The organism is Tabrizicola fusiformis, from assembly GCF_013328815.1.
Lineage (GTDB): Bacteria > Pseudomonadota > Alphaproteobacteria > Rhodobacterales > Rhodobacteraceae > Fuscibacter.
In genome coordinates this window covers 91,632-112,020 of record NZ_JABUHN010000011.1, presented here as the reverse complement: position 1 = coordinate 112,020, position 20,389 = coordinate 91,632, and the positions used below count along the sequence as shown (strand labels likewise).

Sequence of the window (20,389 nt, the reverse complement as noted above, 5' to 3'; positions counted from 1 at the left end):
AGTTGCTCCACATAAAGAACGGCAAGAATGGCAAGGAACGAATCCTTCCAATCGATCCGGATGTCGCGGTGAGACTGAAGAACTACTGTACCGAACGGGATCGACTGCTCGAACGACACTCGGAACCGCTCTTCGTGAATTGCAAAGGCGAACGACCCGATTATTGCTGGGCGCGGGCAAACTTTGTTCGTGTCTGTCAGAGCATCGGCATGCGGGGTACATGGGCCAAGCCCATGCCCGGAAGGCCACCGCGCATCCACGATCTTCGGCACACTTTTGCCGTCCGGACGATCACAGGCTGGTATCGCGCCGGACATGATGCTGCGCGCGAAATGCACAAGCTGACGACCTACCTCGGGCATGAGGGGCCAAGGGACACCTACTGGTACCTTCAGGCCGTGCCCGAGCTTCTCGAACTAGCCTCGGCACGGATCGGCGAGAGTTCTGCGGCGGAGGAGTCGCAATGAGGACCGCGACATTCCCAGCCTTGCTGCAGCGCTTCTTCACAGATCGCTTGTGCGTCCAAATGGAAGCAAGCCGTCATACCATCGCATCGTATCGCGACACCTTCCGCCTGCTGATCCGCTATGCCGGGGCCTGCAGCGGCAAAGCCCCAACGAAGCTGGAAGTTGGCGATATCGATGCCGACATGGTGGCGAACTTCCTCATCCATGTCGAAGGGTCCCGCGGCAACGCTGTCCGGTCTCGAAATGCCCGGCTCGCGGCGATCCGGTCCTTCTTCCGGTATGTTGCGATGACGGAGCCAGTGTTGTTGCATCACTGCCAACGCATTCTGGCCATGCCGAACAAACGCCAAGAAAAAAGGGCGGTGACGTTCCTCGATGCCGACGAAATCGCCGCATTGCTCGGCTCGCCCGACCGCGCCACTTGGGTGGGGCGCAGGGATCACACTTTGCTGCTGCTCGCTCTCCAAACTGGGCTGCGGGCTTCAGAGTTGGTCAATCTGAACTGCAACGACGTGGTCTTCGGGACCGGTGCCCATGTTAAATGTCTTGGGAAAGGCCGAAAAGACCGGCGGACGCCCTTACGCCGCGATACGGCCAGATTGATCGCTGGCTGGATCCGTGATCGCAAGGATAGCGAAGGTCCGCTGTTCCCCTCGATCCGCGGAGACCGTCTCAGTCGCGACGCACTTGAGCATCTGGTCCGAAAATACTGCGCCAAGGCGGCGCAGACCTGTCCAAGCCTTGAGGGGAAGCGCGTTACACCGCACACGCTCCGCCACAGCACCGCGATGGAACTATTGCATAGCGGTGTCGACCAAGCGGTCATCGCGCTTTGGCTCGGCCATGAATCCGTGGAAACCACCCAGATCTACATCCACGCGGATATGCGTCTAAAGGAAAATGCGCTCCGACAGGTGACTGCACCGGGGGTCAAATCCAGCCGATACCGACCAGACGATCAGCTGCTGGCCTTCCTCGAGTCGCTCTGAATATGCCGAATGACCGCATGGCCAAGGCCAACGCTCTAAAGCGTGGGCACTGGCCATGCGGCATAATCCTGATCCCGGCATAATATTCAAACACCTGTTCCCGGCCCCGGCTGGAGGCATTCGGCGGTGGCGCGCATGTCATCGACCTCGGAGCGCGCAAGAGCGTCGGCTGGATCAGCACTCATGAATGGCTGACCGCTGCCCTAGACGGCGAAGACATCGATGCGGTGGAGGCGCTCGCTGCATGAAGACCGTCGTTCCTTCCCGTACCCCCGCCTCTTTCCCTGGCCCGGAATTCGGCCGCAGTGCTGATGGCCTGACCGTCGCCCGGATCGGCGATGCTGCCTATGCTATGATCCCTACGGCTGATGGTCGACATTTCCTCGGCAGCAGCTGGCGCCTCACCAAGCCCCTGTCGGACTGGAAGCGGTCCGACTTCTACGGCCATGGCGGCGATGTCGCTGACGAGGCTGCGTTCCACGTCTTCGCTCAGGAACAGGCCGAGCATCAGGGCGAGAAGGCTGCCCTCGCTCGGCAGGAATTCCGCGCCCATGCCAGCACGCCCTGGGGACCGTCGCAGGGCGCTGTGCACTACGGCGAGGGCGTGGTCTTCCACTCGACCTCCGGCCATGGCGGGTTCCACCTGACGGCGGACCGCAATGCCCGAGTGCATCCCCTGCTGCGCGCGACGGGAGGTTGGTACGAGGAGGATGCAGCCTGGGCCGCTGTCACGACCGCTTGGCCGGATCTCTTCACGGGTCTTGAACGCCGTCAGGCCGAAGAAACTTTGCGCCACAGCTGGCCGAATGCCTGGGAGGCGATTCATGGCCGGGCGCTCAGGCCCGGGGAATCTAGCACGCGCGACGGCGAAGCCTTTGCCCGCTACCATGCGAGCGATTGGGTCGTGATCTCGGCGATCTATTCCGACCAGCATCGCGGCTTTACTGAGGTGATCGCCACGCGCGGCGGGCGGCGCGATCCCAAATCCGAGGAGCGCCGTTTCCTTGTCCCCTCCGGGGAGTACAAGGTCGGCGCCTTCGGCTTTGTCATCGATGAGGCGCGCCACGCCGTCTATGACGGCCCGTCGAGCTTCATCGGCTGGCGCGGCAGGGAAGGGGGGTGATTCCCAGATGGCGGGTGCCTGTCTTGGCGGTTGGGCACCCACCAGAGGGAGAGACGGGCGGGTGGTTCCGTGACGGGTTTCAGGGTGGGAGAGGGTCTCCTGCCGCCCGTCGCGGAGTGATCCCGATGACTGCACCCATTTCCCAAACCGCCTTCCGTGGCCCCGGCGACAACTTGATCGGCGGGGTTCTTGCCCGCCTGCGCCTCGCGGACCGCTTGCCCCTGCGGGTCAGCTGCCACTGCCTTGCCCATTGGGACGATCCGGCTCTCGATCAGCTGTGCATCAACCGCGAGGTCGATCTCGGCACCTGCGGTGACCTCGCGGCTGCCATAACCCTGGCCCGCAACGCCGTCGCTTCCGGTCATGTCGACGCGGGGCGCGATGCGGCCCTGCGCCTGGTGCCACAGCTCGTCACCATCCTAGATGCCGAACACGGCCTCGTGCTGGCGGGGGAGGTGCAGATGGGCGGCGTTCACTGGTGCATCCCTGTCGACAGCGATGCCGAAGCGCGGCGCGTGGTGAATGAGGCCTGCGGGTTTCGGGCCAAGGCCTGCGCGGCAGGGGACGCGGGCGATCCCGCATCTGCCGCTGCGCTGCTCACCCGCGCCCGCGCGCTGGAAGGCCGTCTGGTCGACCCGTTCTGGCGGGACCTTGCTGCCGCCGCCGTCGACCTCGACCTGGCGGCCTGATCTTCCCCCTGCCGAAAACCCACCCCGGCAATTGGCCGGGCCATGCAAATGAGGGAACCGCTCATGCCCGAAGTGATCGCCACGACCGTCTATCGCAACGATGAACTTCCCGAAGGCGCCAAGGGCAGAGTCCGCGCCTGGTATCGTGAAGGCGGCTTCGACCATGACTGGTACGACGCCATCTATGAGGATTTCCAGCGCATCGCGGACATCCTCGGCATCCGCCTCAAGACACGGGTTTCCCGGCTGGTCGGCGGTCGCTCCCGCGAGGATCCCTGCATCTGGTTCAGCGGTTTCTGGTCGCAGGGCGATGGCGCGGCTTGGGAGGGCGTCTATTCTTACCGGAAATCCGCCGCCGCCGATTTGCGTGCCTATGCGCCGAACGATCAGGCCCTGCATCGCATCGCTGAGAAATTGCAGGCGGCGCAGCGGCAGAATTTCTACCAGCTGCGCGCCGAGGTTTCACATCGCGGCACCTACTATCATGCCTTCACTATGGCCGTCTCTGTGACGCGGGACAGTTCGGCTGCGGCCGAGATCATTGGTGATGCTGAGGCCGTAGTCACCGAAGCGTTGCGCGATCTCGCCAATTGGCTCTACCGGCAGTTGGAACAAGAATACGACCACCTGACCTCGGATGAAGCCGTGGACGAGACGCTGGTCGCCAATGGCTATACCTTCACTCAGGAAGGACGGCGGTTTGGATAGCCGTCAGGAAACACTGCGGTGCTCACCCCAGAGCCCGGTCGTGCCTCACCGGTTGCTGTCGATCCAGCGCGACAGCAACTGTCGGTCCCGAAAGCATTCGTCCGGCACGGCACGGCGCTTGATCCGCGCAAGCCGTTCGGCAAAGGCGACCTGCTTGGAGGTCGGATGGCTGGTGTCCGCAGGTTTCAGCTTCGCCTGCGCCTCGATCCAGGCGCTGAGCGAACGGCGATCCTGTTGGACTTCCCAGGGCAGCAGGCTCTGGTTCTTGAGCGCCAGCGACCGCGCATAGGCGATCTGGCGTTCGGTGGCGGGCAGGGCAAATTTGGCACCGTCCATGATGGGTCTCCCATGCGGATCGTCCTTCCAATATAGAACATAAAGTGAACCAAATTAACTCTGCGTCCGCCAGAGAGCGAGAGTTGGGTCGGAAATCAGCGTGTTCGGGCGGGTCGAGAGAGCCGCCGGGGCGCGCCATTCACCCTTGATCCGGAGGATTTCCGATGACGCAAGCTGCAACCGCGCTAAAACCTGCCACCATTGTACCCGAGGCGCGCCGGATGGCGTTCTTGCCCGCGCTTTTCAGCCCCGCCCTGATGCTGATCGGCGAGCGGGCCGTCTATCAGTTCATGTCCTGGCTGGCCCCCGACGATTACGCTGGTGGTCTCTGGCGTTTCCACGAGCGGGGTGGCCAGCCCCTGTTCATGTCGCCCGACGCTGACAAGAGGTTTCGCATCTTCTGCGAGACGAACGGCTATATGGGCGAGGTTTCGGCCGAGGCCGCCGGGATCATCGCCACCCTCTTCGCGCTGTCGCATCTCTCGTTCCGACATGAGGCCGACCAACTGTCCGAAGCTTACATGCGGCTTTACGAGTTCGCAGGTGATCACCCAGAGGCGGGAGAGATCTTCAAGGCGATCGACTGACGCGGGCGCCGCACCAGCCGACTGACAATTCCTGACCCTTTGGCACCCTCCGGCGGTTTCGTCGGGGGGTGTTTGCATTTGGCCGTCGTAGTTCGGCGCGGGCGGCATTCGCAATGGGTCGCGCACAGCGGCATGCGGATTGCCACGGCTGGACGGCCTCTGGTTTCGAGGAGCCTTTGCCAAGTGATCAATGAGGCGGCGGGAAATGGGGCGGGGCGTGAGGGCAGCGGCCTCACCGTCAGATCATCGTCGAGTTTCGCCGGTTGGAGGGGAGTCTCGGCCCGGATCGGCCAGCACATTGGCCCAACGGCTGCCCTCGTCCGAAGATCGTCCTTTGCCTGCCATCACGATGGCAGACCAGAACTGGTGGGGTGGCGGAAGTCGCGAGGCAGCAGGGCAGGGGGGAGGCGCAAGCTGGCCTGATGTGCCCGCCTGAGGGGCGGCTATCGCCGGTGATGCTTGTCCTGTCTTTCCTGACGGGCCTTCATGGTCGCCTTGATCTCCGTAGATTGTCTGTCCCAGCCCGCGTCCAGTGGCCTCTGGTGATGGGCTGATCTGCCCGAAGGACGTCTTCGCCTCGACCGCTTCGGCGCAACAGCGTCGTCTCAACTTTCTTCCCCTGTCGGCTGAGCCGCCATTCCTCGCGCGGCAAGAAAGTTCCTCCTGTGCTGTCTGGCCCCCCGACCCACCCCAGCACGCAAGCGTGCAGGGGACCCCGGGATGCGGGGGGTGCGCCAGCGGTCGCCCCCGGGCTGTCGATCGCCATCGAGGCCGCAAGGACGCGGGCCCGAAACAGCAAAACGGAGAAAGAACATGGCGACCATCGGCACCTTCAAGAAGACTGGCACCGAATACACAGGCGAAATCTTCACCCTCAGCCTGCAGGCCAAGGGTGTGCGCCTTGTCCCCGACCTGCGGGCCTCGGGCGAGAACGCCCCCTCACACCGGGTTCTGGTCGGCCGCGCCGAGATCGGCGCCGCCTGGACGAAGAAATCGAACGAGGGCCGCGAATACCTGGGCCTGAAGCTGGACGATCCGAGCTTTGCCGCGCCGATCTACGCCAACCTCTTCGATGACGAAGACGGCGATGGCTACAGCCTCATCTGGTCCCGCCCCAACACCCGCCGCGGCGATTGATCACCAAAGCAAAGGCCCCGGTCGAAAGACCGGGGCCGCGACGCGGGTGTTGGCCGCAAGTCACTTTGATCCGCACAACCGGCGGGGCATGGGCCCAAAGCACTTCACGTCAAGCCTCGCTCAAACCCGTATCCGTTGCCGCAACCGCGCGTAGAGCTGTGTCGCCGGTTGATGTTCAAGTTCGACGGTCACGGCGAAGTTTTGGCCAACCTCCTGCTCCTCCGCCCAGCCGCCAACACAGCGCACGACGAGGTAGTATTCATCGCCATATGCGCTGGTGTCGCGCTCAAAACTCTTCGCCGCAGCTTGCAGGGTGTTGCCATCCCGTCGATTTGGGCCGGGTTCAAGGCCACATTTGAACCGGTTAGGGATGCCGGGCGGGTCGCCCTCCTCTTCGTTGCGGGCCCGGAAATGTTCGAACACGTCTTCTACTTCGCATCCCCGCAGGAGTCGGAAATTCATTTTGGTTCCGATATACTCGGCACGAGTCCTTCGGACAGGCGGATCGAAAGCGAGCGATACCCTGATCGTGCGCCGTCCGTTAGATTGAAACTCTGCAGGGATCGGCACCCTGTATACCGCAAACTCATTTATCCCGAGGCGTTCTTGGGCAAAAAGCACAACGCGATGATCGTCCGAATAGGCTGCACGCAGGGTGTCTACCAGACCATTCCCACAGATCCGGGCCTTTGCATCCTCATCAAGTGCTTGAAGGGCAAGTTCAGAGGGCTCTGGCAGCGCTGCCGCACCAGCCAGCAGCGCCCGGATCAGATTAGATGTGGCCCAAGGGAAGCGCCGCAAGAGATAGGCCGCCTTGTTCGCAAGCATTGGCGCCGCATAGGAGGTACCATTGCCGCTGGTGATGAGCTGGCGCAGAAACTCGTGATTGAGCGTTATGAGCCCAGCCTCTGGAAACCTCGGGGCCCCCTGAAGGCTGGCCGATGGCGCATCAAAGACAAGCGTACCGCCGATATCTACGAAATCTGGCTTTCGTATTCCGCCCGCTCCGGGTCCTGACCTTGAAAATGGCGATGGTTCCAAGGCATTGGTGATTGCCCGGACATGAGCATCGTGTGCGTGCCTTGCTCCGATTCCAGTGCCATGCGCCAAGGAACCGACCGTGATAATGTTTGCGGCGCCCGCCGGTTCACAAAGCCGGTTCGCCGGTTCCAGGAGATAGCCGGGATATTCCGTGACGCCCTGCTCCACTGCAGCTCCTCCTCGTGGGCAGCGGTTTCCTGCAGAAACAAATATCAGGACATCTAACTCTCGGGCCAACTCGTCTAGGGTTGCAGCCCAGGGCCCAACCCGCCCAGGCTCATTTCTTGCTCGGACGTCGCCCAGCGAAATCACGAAAATCCGGCAGCCGTACTCCGCTCTTAGGCGAGTGATAGCTTCCCGCATCTGGCCAGGCAAAGTGCGCCGCTCGTAGAAACTGCCGTTGTCTTGTACAACCTTTGCTGAGACCAGCCTTCCGGCGGGTTGCAGTGGCTGCCCTGGGGCGATAGCGCGCAAGTCCCCAAAGGCTGCCACACCGGCGACTCGTGTTCCGTGACCCCAAACATCTGCTGCACCCAGGGCAGCGGGAAAAGCAATCTGTCCTACAATGCTTCCGGCAAGGAATGGGTGATCGTTCAATCCGCTGTCGAGAACGCCGATGACGGGCGCATTTTCATCTGCTGGGAGGATCGCGGGAGCATTCTGAAGGTCCATACGAACGAGTTCGGCCGCCTCGAGATCAGGGACAGGCGGCAGATCGATATAGGCGATTTCTGGCACGGAGAGCAGCGGGCGCAGTACCCGACCTGAGGCTGCTGCCCGCAATAGAGTGATTGAAGGGCCAATGTAAACGTCATAGACATCGCCCATTTGGGCTGTGATGAAGGTTTCAATCTCCGTAGCCTTGCGTTCTCGCGCGCCGCGAACACCGAAGTCCCAAAGTTCAATATCGACAACGTAGACCTGATCGTCCTGCAGATCCGTTGCCTCCGTAAACCCCGCCTGGCGCAATCGCAGCCCGAGACGGTCACGGGGTGCCAGAGTACTCACGCCTTCGATCCGCGCAACGAAACCCTCATAGCGACGGCCCCGCTGACCTTCGGGAATCGGACCGTCAAAAGCGTCGAGCCGCTGAACGAGCGCAGCGAGATCACCTGCGGATGAGAATAGGACAATATTCTTGTCTTCATCACTCGCGAGGAGCGTAAGTCCGAGCGCTTCCCACTCATCCTCAAGCAGCATGCCTTCCATCCTGACCCGAAGGATTAGTGAGGGATCGACGAACTGCGGTGGACGATTTCGGATTTGGGCTTCGACCGCGGCCTCCACTTCGGCCTTCACGCGATGACCATATCCTCCGCCACGTTGTGGCGTTGGACCGGGAAAGCCAGTCTTTCTACGCGGAAGTGTCTCGGGTAGGCGAATGAGTTGAAGATGGTCAAGCTGCGGCAATGACTGCCCCGTAGATCAGGAATCCAATTGCGCTTCCCGCCTGCGACGACGCTGCGCGTGCCGCAGGGCGTTGCGGAAGTGAGCCTCCGTCACTGCTCGATTTCCGTCCAAAATCGAGATCTTCAGGGTCTGAACGCATAGCTTCTCCAAATCTGCATAGGAGTACCCTCGCAGTTCCGCAGCAAACGCGGCGGGATCAAAATTGATTCTTGAATTCTTGAAGGCTTGGGCCAGATACTTTTCGATCATGCCCATATCGGGCAACTCGAACCAGATTACCTCGTCGAACCGACGCCAGATAGCGGGATCCAGATGTTGATCCAAGTTGGTCGCTGCAATCAGGAAGCCGCTAGGCTCGATCTGCTCTATAAAAATCAGAAGGCTGTTTACGACCCGGCGCAATTCGTTGTGCTCGCCAGCCTCCTCCCGTGAGCGGGCGAGGGCATCAAACTCGTCGAAAAACAGTACACATGGCTGACGGCGGGCAAATTCAAAAGTCTTTCGGATGTTGCTCGCGGTTTCGCCAAGGTAAGAGGAAATCAGGCTGTCCAGCCGCACATGGAAGAACGGAAGCCCCAACTCTGCAGCAAATATCTCGGCACAAAGCGTCTTGCCGGTGCCTGGTGGGCCGCAAAAGAGTAGTTTTGATCGCAACGGGAGCCCATGACGCCTGAAGCGGTCAGCTTGTCGGAACTCCTGAATCAAGCTGACGAACAGCTCCGTGTTCTCGCGCGAAAGCAAGATATCCTGCGCACTGCGCTTTGGCTCGACGCGATGAATGAAGTCCTTGGCCTCGTCAGGAAACGGAAGCAAGCGCGAGAGGCCAGTCGATGGTGCGACGGAACCTATATTTTCCAAAGTCTTACGCAGAGACCGCGCGAGGACATGGTTGTTCTTCTTTTCTTCATCGGCAATAATCTGCTCGACCACAACGCGGAACTCATCGTCCCGGCCGTAGCTGGCAAGCAATTTTTTCATTAGTTCGCCGCGAGCCACGTGACCACCTCCTGTCAACATGTTGTAGCGCGCGCCAGTGGCGGTGACCACAAATATTCTGGACGTGGTCATGCTTCCCCAGGCATCTGCAGTCCGCCGCTCACTGGCGATTGCGAAGTGGGATGTCAGTCAAGTCGATCCAACTTTTTGGTCTGAATTGTACAATTTGAACTGAGGCGAAGCCGGGCACCTCCCGGCGTTCCGCCGGGACCGGGCCCTGGTCCTTCGGACTGGAGCCTGCGAGGCAGTCTCCACCCATGCGGGCGACGATCCCTGGCGCGAAGAGGGAGAGGGGAGCCGGGACGGGTCAGGTCCGGCGGATGAGAGAGAGCGCTGATCGGGCCTGACCCGTTCCTGCTCTCTTGAGGAATTCCCGATGAACGACCTTTCCCCGGCGATCTTGGCGCAAGCGCCGGTCGCTCCGGCTTCAGCCATCTTGGCGGCAGCTGGCCTCTTGTTGCCGTCGCTCGAACACGGGCAGCGCGTTGACAGTGCGACGCTACGTGTCGCTATGGAAGCAGCCTTCGGCGCATCCGATGCCTCAGGTCTTTGGGACTGGAAGGCGGGTTATGATGCCTGCGAGGCCGCGACAGTTCTGTTCTTGCGGAAGTACGGCCGCACGATCTTCCGTCAAGCTGGCGCACCTGCGGCGCGGCTGGCAGCGCTTTCGAAAATCTCCGGCCTCCTGCCCAGCCACACGCGCCGCTCCGAGGAAAGCCAGGCGTTGCAGCAGTTCTCCTCACCGATCCCGCTTGGCCTAGCTGCGCTGACCGCAGCCGCGATCGGCCCCGACGATGTGGTACTGGAGCCTTCGGCAGGCACTGGCCTCCTGGCGATCCTCGCCGAAATCTCCGGCGGCAGTCTGATCCTTAACGAGTTGGCCGACACCCGAGCCGATCTCCTCGCTTCCCTCTTCCCGGCCCTTTCCGTCAGCCGCTTCGATGCGGCGCAAATTCATGACCACCTCGGCGCCGGGGTCGTGCCCTCAGTGGTCGTGATGAACCCGCCGTTTTCGGCGATGGCGAATGTTAGCGGCAAGGTTCAGAACGCCGCCTTCCGGCACATCGCCTCCGCCCTGGCGCGCCTCGCTCCAGGCGGGCGGCTGGTCACGATCACCGGTGCCGGTTTCGGCCCCGACATAACCGCCTGGCGCGAGGCTTTCGTCCGGCTGCAGGAAGGTGGGACCGTCGTCTTTTCGGCGGCAATCGACGGCTCGGTCTATGCACGGCATGGGACAACGTTTCCGACGCGTCTGACGGTGATCGACAAGATCCCGGCCAACGATCCCACTTCGTTCCCGGCTTCTCCCGGCATGGCGCCAGATGTCGCGACCCTGCTCGGCTGGATCGCCGACCAAGTGCCGCCGCGCCTGTCTGAGGATTCTCCGAAGCCACCGTCACCGACGCAGCCCGCGGCGGCGCGATCTGTTCGGGGCTATCTCGCTCGGGCAAACGCAGCACCAACTCCCCGCAGACCCACCGCTTCGCCAGCCGCCGTCGAACTCGCATACGAGGTCATCGATGTTGTGCCATCTGATACCGCCCGCCTGTCGGATGCGATCTACGAAGAATACGGCCTGCAATCGATCCGGATTCCCGGCGCCGTGCCGCATCCGACCAAGTTGGTGCAATCCGCTGCCATGGCCTCGGTCGCGCCGCCGCGCCCGAGCTATCGGCCCATGTTGCCTTCCGACATTTGCCAACGGCTGTCCGATGCCCAGCTGGAGACGGTGATCTATGCCGGAGAGGCCCATTCCGACCATCTTGCCGGAAGCTGGACCATGGATGAGACCTTCGACGCCGTCAGCGCTGCGGCTGAAGGCGCCTCAGGCGCGGTCCGCTTTCGCCGCGGCTTCATGCTGGGCGATGGCACCGGCGCGGGCAAGGGGCGCCAGTCGGCCGGGATCATCCTCGAGAACTGGCTGCGGGGACGTCGCAAGGCGGTCTGGATCTCGAAATCCGACAAGCTGATCGAAGATGCGCAGCGCGACTGGTCTGCACTTGGCCAGGAAAGGCTCCTGGTCACGCCGCTGTCGCGTTTTGCCCAAGGCAAGCCGATCACCCTGTCGGAGGGCGTTCTATTCACCACCTATGCCACACTGCGCTCGGATGATCGCGGCGAAAAGGTCTCGCGCGTGCGCCAGATCGTGGACTGGCTGGGGCGCGATTTCGACGGGGTCATCATCTTCGACGAAAGCCATGCCATGCAAAATGCGGGCGGCGGCAAGGGCGAGCGCGGCGATGTCGAAGCCTCGCAGCAGGGAAGGGCGGGTCTCCGCCTGCAGCATGCACTGCCCGATGCCCGCATCGTCTATGTCTCGGCTACTGGGGCGACGACCGTCCACAATCTCGCTTATGCGCAGCGGCTCGGCCTCTGGGGCGGCGAGGATTTCCCCTTCGCGACACGCGCCGAATTCGTCGAGGCGATCGAGGCCGGTGGCGTCGCGGCCATGGAAGTTCTGGCCCGCGATCTGCGTGCCCTCGGCCTCTACACCGCGAGGTCGCTTTCCTACGACGGTGTCGAATACGAGCTGGTCGAGCATCAGCTGACCGACGAGCAGCGCCGCATCTATGATGCTTACGCGGGCGCTTTCGCCGTCATCCACAACAATCTCGATGCGGCGATGGAGGCGGCCAACATCACTGGCTCGGATGGCACGCTGAATCGGCAGGCCAAATCCGCCGCGCGCTCGGCCTTTGAATCGACAAAGCAACGCTTCTTCGGCCACCTGCTGACCAGCATGAAAACCCCGACGCTGATCCGGTCTGTCACTGCCGATCTGGCGGAGGGCCATGCAGCCGTCATCCAGATTGTCTCCACGGGCGAGGCGCTGATGGAACGGCGGCTGGCAGAAATCCCGACCGACGAATGGAATGACCTCACGGTTGATGTCACTCCGCGTGAGTATGTAGGTTCGTACCTTCAGCATTCCTTTCCGGTGCAGCTTTACGAGCCCTTCACCGATGGGGAGGGCAACCTGTCCTCTCGCCCGGTCTTCCGCGATGGTCAGCCGGTCGAATGCCGGGAGGCCGTGCGCCGGCGCGATGAAATGCTGGAATACCTCGGATCGTTGCCCTCAGTTCCGGGCGCGCTCGATCAGGTGATCCAGCATTTCGGGACGGAAGTGGTCGCAGAGGTCACCGGTCGGTCGCGCCGCATCATCCGCAAGGGAGAAGGCCCTGCGGCGCGGCTGGCGGTCGAGACCCGCGCGCCGTCGGCCAACTTGGCGGAAACCTCCGCCTTTATGGATGACCAGAAGCGTGTGCTGATCTTCTCCGATGCCGGTGGCACCGGGCGCAGCTATCACGCCGAATTGTCCGCCGAGAATCAGCGGCTCCGGGTCCATTACCTGCTGGAACCGGGCTGGAAGGCCGATGCCGCAATCCAGGGCCTTGGTCGCACCAACCGAACCAACCAGGCACAGCCGCCGCTGTTCCGGCCAATCTCGACCGATGTGAAGGCGGAGAAGCGTTTTCTCAGTACCATCGCCCGCCGCCTCGATACGCTCGGTGCCATTACGCGGGGGCAACGTCAGACGGGCGGGCAGGGGCTGTTCCGGCCCGAGGACAATCTCGAAAGCCTCTATGCCCGCGACGCGTTGCGCCAACTCTACCTTCTGATCGTGCGCGGCAAGATCGATGGCTGCTCGCTGCAGCGTTTCGAAGCGGCGACGGGCCTGAAACTGATGGACACCAATGGCATCAAGGACGACCTGCCGCCGATCACCACGTTCCTGAACCGCCTCCTGGCCTTGACCATCGAGATGCAGGGCATCCTCTTTTCGGCCTTCGAGCAACTCCTTGAGGCGCGCATCGACGGGGCTATGGCCTCCGGCACCTATGATCTCGGGTTGGAGACGCTTCGTGCCGAGAGTTTCCGTGTCACCGACCGGCAGGTGATCTACACCCATCCGACCACCGGCGCAGAAACCCGGCTTCTCTCCATCACGGAACGCCGTCGTAACAAGCCGCGCCTGCTGGACGAGGCTCTCGCCGAACTCGACGACCCGCGTGCCGTCCTGATGATCAACACCCGTTCAGGCCGGGCGGCAGTGCAGGTGCCGACCACCAGCCTGATGCTGGACGATGGCGAGATCGAACGACGCGTACGGCTGATCCGCCCCGTGGAAAGTCAGAACATCGCCATCCGCCTGATGGGCGGTACGCAATGGGTCGAGACGGATCGCCCCGCCTTTGTTGGCGCCTGGAATGCCGAGGTGGCCGAAGTTCCGGAGTTCACCGACAGCACACTGCATGTCGTCTCGGGTCTTCTCCTGCCGGTCTGGAAACGCCTGCCCCACGACGAAACCCGCGTCTACCGGCTGCAGACCGATGACGGCGAGCGGATCATCGGCCGCCGGGTGTCGCCCGCATGGGCCGCCACGGCCACCGGGGCAGGGGTGCCGAACCTTTCCGCCGATCAGGCTTATGCTGCGCTGATCGAGGGCAAGACCATTCTCGATCTGGCTGATAGCCTGCAACTCCGCCGCTCCCGCGTGATGGGAGTGAACCGGATCGAGTTGACCGGGTTCACCGAAGGCATGCGCGAGCGACTGCGGGCTTACGGCCTCTTCAGCGAGATCATTTCGTGGAAACTGCGCTTCTTCGTTCCGGTCGGAGATGACGGCGCGGGAGTGCTTGCCAAGCTCTTCAACCTCTGGCCTATCTCCCGCGTTTCTGAGCGTGAGGTTGCCTGATGTCCCGTATTGATGCCGCAGATTTGGCGAAGCGCCTTGGCCAACAGGCCGAGGCAGTCTGTCGAACCTATCTCTCCAACGGGCGCAGGCAGGGCAACTACTGGCAGGTCGGCAATATCCGCAACACGGGCGGCCGCTCGATGTTCGTGCGCCTCACCGGTCCCGCTTCAGGCAAGGGTGCCGCTGGAAAGTGGCAGGATCCATCCGAAGGAACTCACGGTGACCTCCTCGACGTCATCCGCGAAAGCCTTGGGCTCAGCGATTTCGCCGACGTGCTCGAGGAAGCACGGCGCTTCCTTAGCCTGCCGCAACTCGAGCCAGCGGCAAACACCCCATCCTCGAAACTTGCCCCTGCACCCTCTGGATCGTCGGAAGCGGCACGGCGGCTCCTTAGCATGTCCGGCCCGCTCAAAGGCTCGCTGGCGGCGACCTATTTGCGGTCGCGCGGCATCACCGATCTGCGCGACACTGGAGCCCTGAAGTTCCACCCGAACTGCTACTATCGGGGGCAGGGCGAGGATCAGACCGAGACCTGGCCCGCCATGATCGCTGCCGTCACCGACGAGGGTGGCAAGGTCACCGGGGTGCACCGCACTTGGCTTGCGCGCGATGGCGGCTCAAAGGCGCCTGTCGACACACAGCGGAAGGCGATGGGGGATTTGCTCGGCCACGCGGTCTGGTTCGGGGTGGCCAAAGAGGTCATGGCAGCAGGGGAGGGCATCGAGACCGTGCTCTCCCTCCGACAGGCCCTGCCCAAAATGCCGATGGTTGCGGCGCTGTCGGCCGGACATCTCGCAGCCCTCCTCTTTCCGGCACATCTGCGCAGGCTCTATATCGTCCGCGACAACGATCCGGCGGGGGACGGCGCAAGGGATAGCCTGGTCGCCCGGGCCTTTGATGCCGGGATCGAGGCAATCACGCTCTCGCCCATGTTGGAGGATTTCAACGACGATCTCACCACCCGCGGTCTGGATGCACTTCGGGCGCATATCCGGGTGCAACTCGCGCCGGAGGACGTCAGTCGCTACCTGACGCAGGATTATGTGACCCGTCGCAGCGAGTGATCCACGAGGTCCGACCTCGTCACGGGCATACGAGGCTGCAGTTCCATCAGCGGGACCGCGCCTCGGCCTTCTAGAGGGCGAGCGGCCCACAAACGGTCCGGTCAGGCAATGGCGGCGCCCGACTATTTTCCGCCGGCGGGGAAGACCCCGCCTTTGCATCGCGAGGCAAAATAGCCGGGCTTGGCCATCGAGGCCCTCGCAAAAGGCTCGGGCTGCCAGACCAGACCGCTTGTCGGCTTTTCGTCGCCATGAAGGCCGCGACGGTCGCGGTCCAGACGATGGAGCATCCCATGTACGCCCACGATGAATTCGAACCCGATCACACCTCCTCGCCGACCGACACCATGATCCAGGACCTGCAGCTTTATGGCTACCGTCCCGCAGCGGGCGAGGCCGATCCCCGGATTACGCCCGAAGACCACGTCATCCAGACCGCCGTCGCCGACATCTTCGACGCCCTGATTTCCACCATGGCCGACACCAGCCTCGATTTCGACCTCGACGAGATCCTGTGGTCGACCGTCAACACCTTCCACCGTGCCGCCGAGCGGATCGAGACCAAGCTCGACGATAACGAGCAAGCACAGAAACGCCTTCAGCGCGAACAGGACGGCTCCGAGGTGAAATCCGTCCAGCTTGAAACTCTGATCGACATCGGACAGGGCCTGATCGACCGGCGTGAGAGCATGGAACTCTTCCGCGAAACCGCTGCCGACCTCTTCCTCAAGGCCACCGGCACTCACTGGTCACCGCGTTCGGGCTCGCGCACCAGCCATCGCCACCTGACCGCCGCGATGATCGACAGCCGCGACTTCATCGCCGCCAAGAAACGCGCAGAGACCGAGAGCCTGGTGCCTCCGGGACCCAAGGTTGCCTTCTCGGGCGGCGACACCACCGATCACCGGCTGATCTGGGACCGTCTCGATCAGATCCACGCCAAGCACCCCGACATGGTGCTGTTGCACGGCGGCTCACCCAAGGGTGCCGAGCGCATCGCGGCCACCTGGGCCTCCAACCGCAAAGTGCCACAGGTCGCCTTCAAGCCGGACTGGACCAAACACGCCAAGGCCGCACCCTTCAAGCGCAACGACCAGATGCTGGACTGCATGCCGATCGGCGTCGTGGTCTTCCCGGGCACCGGCATCCAGGACAACCTGGCCGACAAAGCGCGCAAGATGGGCATCCCAGTCTATCGTATGGCGACCGGCAGCGCGTGAGCGCTGCCACCATACCCCAAGCGCAGACATCCCCACCGAGGCGCCCCACAGAAGCGCTATACAATTATCCTTGACAAGTGTAGCCTCTGAGGCGTAACGGCGCCCCTTCGAATCAACCGGAAATCCAAGACAATGAAGAGCAGTAAATTCCTGTGGTTGACTCACCCCGGCACAAACGTCCGGCCATTGCACGATGTCGTTGTTCTTGAAAATGAATACTTTGTCGCGATGCCATCCCTTGGTGCTCTAGTAGATGTTTGGCTTGTTGTCATCCCAAGACGGCCTATGGCGACCCTAAGCAGCATGACCGACCAAGAGCGGGCCGCTTTGAATGATATGCGCGGGCAACTAAAGGCCAGGGCTTGTGCACGCAGCCAGAGCGAAGCTCTCTATGAATTCGAGCATGGAGGCGTCTATGGCGGGGTCGTGAGTTGTGGCGTCGACCAAGCCCATCTGCACATGGCTTGGTTGCCGTTCGATTTGATAGAAGTGTGCAAAGCCACAGAGATGGCTTGGCGCCAGTCCAGCGACATTTCTTTGCTGACTACTGAATCCGCGGGGTTGACGGACTACCTATTCGTTCAGGGGAACGGAAACGCCCTAATCGCTAATCCCCAGCAACCGACTTCGCAATGGTTTCGAAAGTTGATTGGAGCGACGCTAGGCAGCGTCGACTGGGACTACAAACTGGCACCCAACCATCCAAGGATCAAATGGATGGCCAGTCAATTCGGGGTCGCTGTTTGACCAGTGTGGTTGAAATAGAGAAGCGGAACAGCGGCGGTGTAGCCGGTTCCGAATCGGATGGTCGAGCGCCATCTCCTGGAAACCAGGCTGACTGTGAAGATTTGGCAAATGTTCACGACAACTCGAAGCTCGATGATGGGCGCCCGGTCGGAAGTTGGGCATCGAGATATCCGAGACCCGCTTGGGCCCAAATAACCGTGGAACTGATCTATCTCTCTGCTATTCTGATAGCCTGCTTGTTGGTCGTCATAGACCCGGCTCTTTCGAAGTCAGATCTCGGCGCACAAACTGGTAGTTACATCAGCTACTTTGGCGGATTGGAGATAAGAAGCACGGCGCTCAAGTGGGTATCTCTTGGCGTATCTGGGCTGGTAGGCGGAACCGTCTTTAGCTTAAAGTGGCTTTACCATTCAGTGGCCAAGGGGGTATGGAGCAGGGATAGAGTTCTTTGGCGGTTTGTGGTTCCACTCAACTCGGCGACAGTAGCGCTCTTTACGGGATTTCTCTTCGCATCAGGCGCTGTTCCGTTTCTGAAGGATGAGAGTCTCGACTCACCCCTTATGGCGGCAAGTTTTGGTTTCATATTTGGATACTTTTCCGACAATATCCTAGCCGCGCTCCAAAATTTTGCACAAAAAATCTTCGGAACCTTGGGTCGCGAAGAATAACCGTTAACACTTGGACATTATGGCGAAGAGCCCACGAGCAGCTGGTGTTACGTTCCTCGACTATACTCGAGAATGTGAGAAGTTTGGTGGCAAGGCGGCAGGCCTCGCAATGCTTCCAGCAAGCTGGGTTCCGGCCTGGTTTGGACTTGAAGTTGCATACTTTGATTCATGGATGAAAACCTGCTCGGTTCCGGATGAAGCCGTAAGGAGAGTTATTGAGTGGTGCGATAGTCGCGCACTTGGATCTGTCATGTTGCGCACAAGTGGTCAGCTCGAGACGATCCGAGATCGAGGAAAGTATCACTCGCGGTTCGTGCCGACGGTCTCTGAGGTAATGATCAGAGAGGCAATTGAGGCCATTTACGGGCAGGCTAAACAACTCGATCCTCATGATAAGATGGGTATTGTTGTTCAGCAGTATGTGCACTCAGAATTTTGGGGGCATGTCTCAAACGAACTTAGAATTTCACCGACCCGAAATCAGTGGCAGTATGAAGTAGAGCATCCTCAGAGTCTCCGCCGAGGCATCAACAGCAAATTTGCACTTCGTGCAGATCCTGCCTGGCAGCTTCAGCTTAATGGTTCTCCTCATAGGGCATTGAGGTCTGTTACCAGTTGGTGCGCGGAGAACGTACTTCCACGGTGCCACTTGGAGTGGCGAATATCGGGGGGTCAGCTCCACATTGTCCAATTGGATTTGGAGTGGAGAGAGCATGAGAGCGGGTACGATCCCACAGCTCCGGCGCTCACACGCTCGGCGCCTAGGTACGGGGATGGTAAACTCTCTTTATTGAAGCTTTACGACGTCGGGGCCGAGACAAGATGGAAGAAGCTCGAGAATCTCTCGGACTTCGACTTCCGGGCTGGAAACGCTGCACCGAGAATATATGAATTGAGTTCGGACGTGCTTGCGTTGTCCTCTAAGCATCCTGAAATCAAACGCGAGCTTGTTGAGGAAATCGGTCGGGTGACTGGCGGTGAGCTGGTGGTTCGTACCGACGTAGATCAAAGTGGTTTTCCTCGGTATAATTTACCGCGAACTGACACAGTCTCAGATTCCGGCGCGGTAGCTTGGGCAGAGCTAACCTTAGCTGACTTAATAGATAGGGGTGCGCTGCCGGAGAACGTCGTTTTCCTCGTGCACGGGTTCATTCCTGCGAAGGCATCAGCGTGGGCTTATGCTGACCCGGACAGTGCAAACGTTAGAATTGACGCCCTTTGGGGCTTGCCGGACGGAATTCAGATCTTACCCGTAGATACTTATGAAGTGGTTACAACAAAGAGAAAGATCATCCCGACAAAGTCCACGTTTAAGCCGATGTTCCTCAATGAAGGGGCGGACGGCAGGTGGGAGTATGTTCAAGTGCTGACTTCTAAGGGTAGAACCAAGGTCCTTAGGTCGGCTGATATTCTCGAAATTGCTGAAAGGACCAAGGGGATTGCTGATAGCCTCAATCAGACAGCTCAAATTATGTGGTTCTGTCAAATTCCTGCGGATTTCGATCTAGGTCGCAACTTACCGTGGTATAGGTCACGGGACCAACTTGAGGAAGTTCGGCGCGCAGAAGATCGGTATGAGGATTTTGTTGTTCGGAACGACAGAGACCTCGCGGGAGTCCCTGACAGGAAAGTAGCATTAGTTTATCAGCCAGACGCAGAGCTTATACGCAATGAAGACTTCCTAGAGCGTGTGGTGTCCAGAGCGAAAGAGCTTGATTACCCTGTAAAGCTACTTGGATCGATTCTGGGGCACGTGTACTATAGGCTTTGTCAAGTTGGCGTCCCTGTAATCTTGCCAAACGCTGCAAGATATAACCGTGTGCGAGGGCGTAGAGTATTCGGAAAACTGGTTAGAGACCTTATCCCTCAGAACATAGCTATGGGCGGTGAAAGCGTGAGAGAAGCCGAACTTGACAAGGTCGATGCTCCTTGGGCGTTAAGCGGTAAGATCTTTGAAGAGATCGAAGAGTTCCTCAGCGCCCAGGATCAGGGTGAGAAGCTTGCGGAACTGGCTGACGTACTCGAGGTCGTTAGAGGCTTGGCGTTCGCATGTGGAATTGATTTTGCCGATGTCGTGGCCGCCGCAGATAAGAAGCGAACCAAGGCCGGAGGCTTCGAGCGGCGGAGAGTTCTTTTGGAGACCGAACTGTCGGCTGCAAAGGCGGAAGCGATTGCCAGTTCCAGTGTGGCGCTAGCTGAGCTGTATTCCCCGACGGTCGCAGATAATGCTTTTGTTATCCCGATGGCTTCGGCAATAGGGACCATAGGGAGACGACCGATTGAAATAGCTCACCCAGGGTTAGGTCTCACACTCAAGGCAAGACTTGAGCGCGGAGCGCTACAGCTTGAATTTAGCTTGAAGGAGAAGCCAAGCAATGAGCCGGTTGCTTTGGACGGCGCCCAGCTTTCTTTGTTTGACAGCAAGACATAGCCAATCCGGGTCGCCGCCACTAAACTAAGTCCGGTAGCATTACATAATCAAAATTATGCGTCATCGCCTTGTCGCAAAGTAGA

General features: G+C 60.6%; 16 protein-coding genes. 13 read left to right on the top strand and 3 right to left on the bottom strand.

The window, feature by feature from the left end; translation table 11 throughout:
* From HS053_RS17185 to HS053_RS17165, 5 genes are all read left to right on the top strand, one after another.
* On the top strand, positions 1–467 hold a 467-nt coding region (locus HS053_RS17185), incomplete at its 5' end, for a tyrosine-type recombinase/integrase (RefSeq protein WP_174212469.1).
* A complete protein-coding gene (locus HS053_RS17180; protein WP_149141477.1) occupies positions 464–1,456 on the top strand; it encodes a tyrosine-type recombinase/integrase in 993 nt (330 codons plus the stop codon). The genes HS053_RS17185 and HS053_RS17180, both read left to right, overlap by 4 nt.
* Before the next feature lie 244 nt (positions 1,457–1,700).
* A complete protein-coding gene (locus HS053_RS17175) occupies positions 1,701–2,579 on the top strand; it encodes a DUF7007 domain-containing protein (protein ID WP_174212468.1) in 879 nt (292 codons plus the stop codon).
* Between the two features lie 125 nt (positions 2,580–2,704).
* On the top strand, positions 2,705–3,268 hold the full coding sequence (locus HS053_RS17170) for a hypothetical protein (protein ID WP_174212467.1): 564 nt from the start codon (positions 2,705–2,707) through the stop codon (positions 3,266–3,268).
* A 63-nt stretch (positions 3,269–3,331) separates the two neighbouring features.
* Positions 3,332–3,976, top strand: a complete 645-nt coding sequence (locus tag HS053_RS17165) for an antitoxin of toxin-antitoxin stability system (protein ID WP_174212466.1) — start codon at positions 3,332–3,334, stop codon at positions 3,974–3,976.
* A 45-nt stretch (positions 3,977–4,021) separates the two neighbouring features.
* Here the strand turns inward: HS053_RS17165 and HS053_RS17160 are convergent, their stop codons facing one another.
* A complete protein-coding gene (locus tag HS053_RS17160) occupies positions 4,022–4,312 on the bottom strand; it encodes a hypothetical protein (protein ID WP_174212465.1) in 291 nt (96 codons plus the stop codon).
* A gap of 164 nt (positions 4,313–4,476) precedes the next feature.
* On the opposite strand from HS053_RS17160, the gene HS053_RS17155 reads away from it, so the two are divergent.
* Together HS053_RS17155 and HS053_RS17150 are read left to right on the top strand one after the other, a co-directional pair.
* The gene (locus tag HS053_RS17155) at positions 4,477–4,899 is read left to right on the top strand and encodes an antirestriction protein (protein ID WP_174212464.1); all 423 of its coding nucleotides are present in this window, start codon (positions 4,477–4,479) and stop codon (positions 4,897–4,899) included.
* A gap of 813 nt (positions 4,900–5,712) precedes the next feature.
* The gene (locus tag HS053_RS17150) at positions 5,713–6,036 is read left to right on the top strand and encodes a DUF736 domain-containing protein (protein ID WP_174212463.1); all 324 of its coding nucleotides are present in this window, start codon (positions 5,713–5,715) and stop codon (positions 6,034–6,036) included.
* A 120-nt stretch (positions 6,037–6,156) separates the two neighbouring features.
* On the opposite strand, the gene HS053_RS17145 is transcribed toward HS053_RS17150, so the two are convergent.
* Positions 6,157–8,376: a S8 family peptidase gene (locus HS053_RS17145; protein WP_347233347.1), complete on the bottom strand. Its 2,220-nt coding sequence runs from the start codon at positions 8,374–8,376 to the stop codon at positions 6,157–6,159.
* 126 nt (positions 8,377–8,502) lie between these two features.
* Entirely contained in the window at positions 8,503–9,555 is a 1,053-nt protein-coding gene (locus HS053_RS17140) for an AAA family ATPase (RefSeq protein WP_206677618.1), read from the bottom strand.
* A gap of 304 nt (positions 9,556–9,859) precedes the next feature.
* Between HS053_RS17140 and HS053_RS17135 the strand changes: the two genes are divergently transcribed.
* The 6 genes from HS053_RS17135 (at position 9,860) to HS053_RS17110 (ending at position 20,306) form a co-directional block, all read left to right on the top strand.
* Positions 9,860–14,179: a strawberry notch family protein gene (locus HS053_RS17135; protein WP_174212462.1), complete on the top strand. Its 4,320-nt coding sequence runs from the start codon at positions 9,860–9,862 to the stop codon at positions 14,177–14,179.
* Positions 14,179–15,243, top strand: a complete 1,065-nt coding sequence (locus HS053_RS17130; protein WP_174212461.1) for a DUF7146 domain-containing protein — start codon at positions 14,179–14,181, stop codon at positions 15,241–15,243. Before HS053_RS17135 ends, HS053_RS17130 begins: the two co-directional genes overlap by 1 nt.
* A gap of 290 nt (positions 15,244–15,533) precedes the next feature.
* Entirely contained in the window at positions 15,534–16,460 is a 927-nt protein-coding gene (locus HS053_RS17125) for a DUF2493 domain-containing protein (protein WP_174212472.1), read from the top strand.
* 132 nt (positions 16,461–16,592) lie between these two features.
* A complete protein-coding gene (locus HS053_RS17120; protein ID WP_174212460.1) occupies positions 16,593–17,207 on the top strand; it encodes a hypothetical protein in 615 nt (204 codons plus the stop codon).
* Positions 17,208–17,404: 197 nt separating this feature from the next.
* Positions 17,405–17,875 (top strand): hypothetical protein, encoded by a 471-nt coding sequence (locus HS053_RS17115; RefSeq protein WP_174212459.1) that lies wholly within the window; start codon positions 17,405–17,407, stop codon positions 17,873–17,875.
* 10 nt (positions 17,876–17,885) lie between these two features.
* Positions 17,886–20,306, top strand: coding sequence for a nucleoside triphosphate pyrophosphohydrolase (locus tag HS053_RS17110; RefSeq protein WP_174212458.1), 2,421 nt, complete (start codon positions 17,886–17,888; stop codon positions 20,304–20,306).
* Positions 20,307–20,389 lie beyond the last annotated feature (83 nt).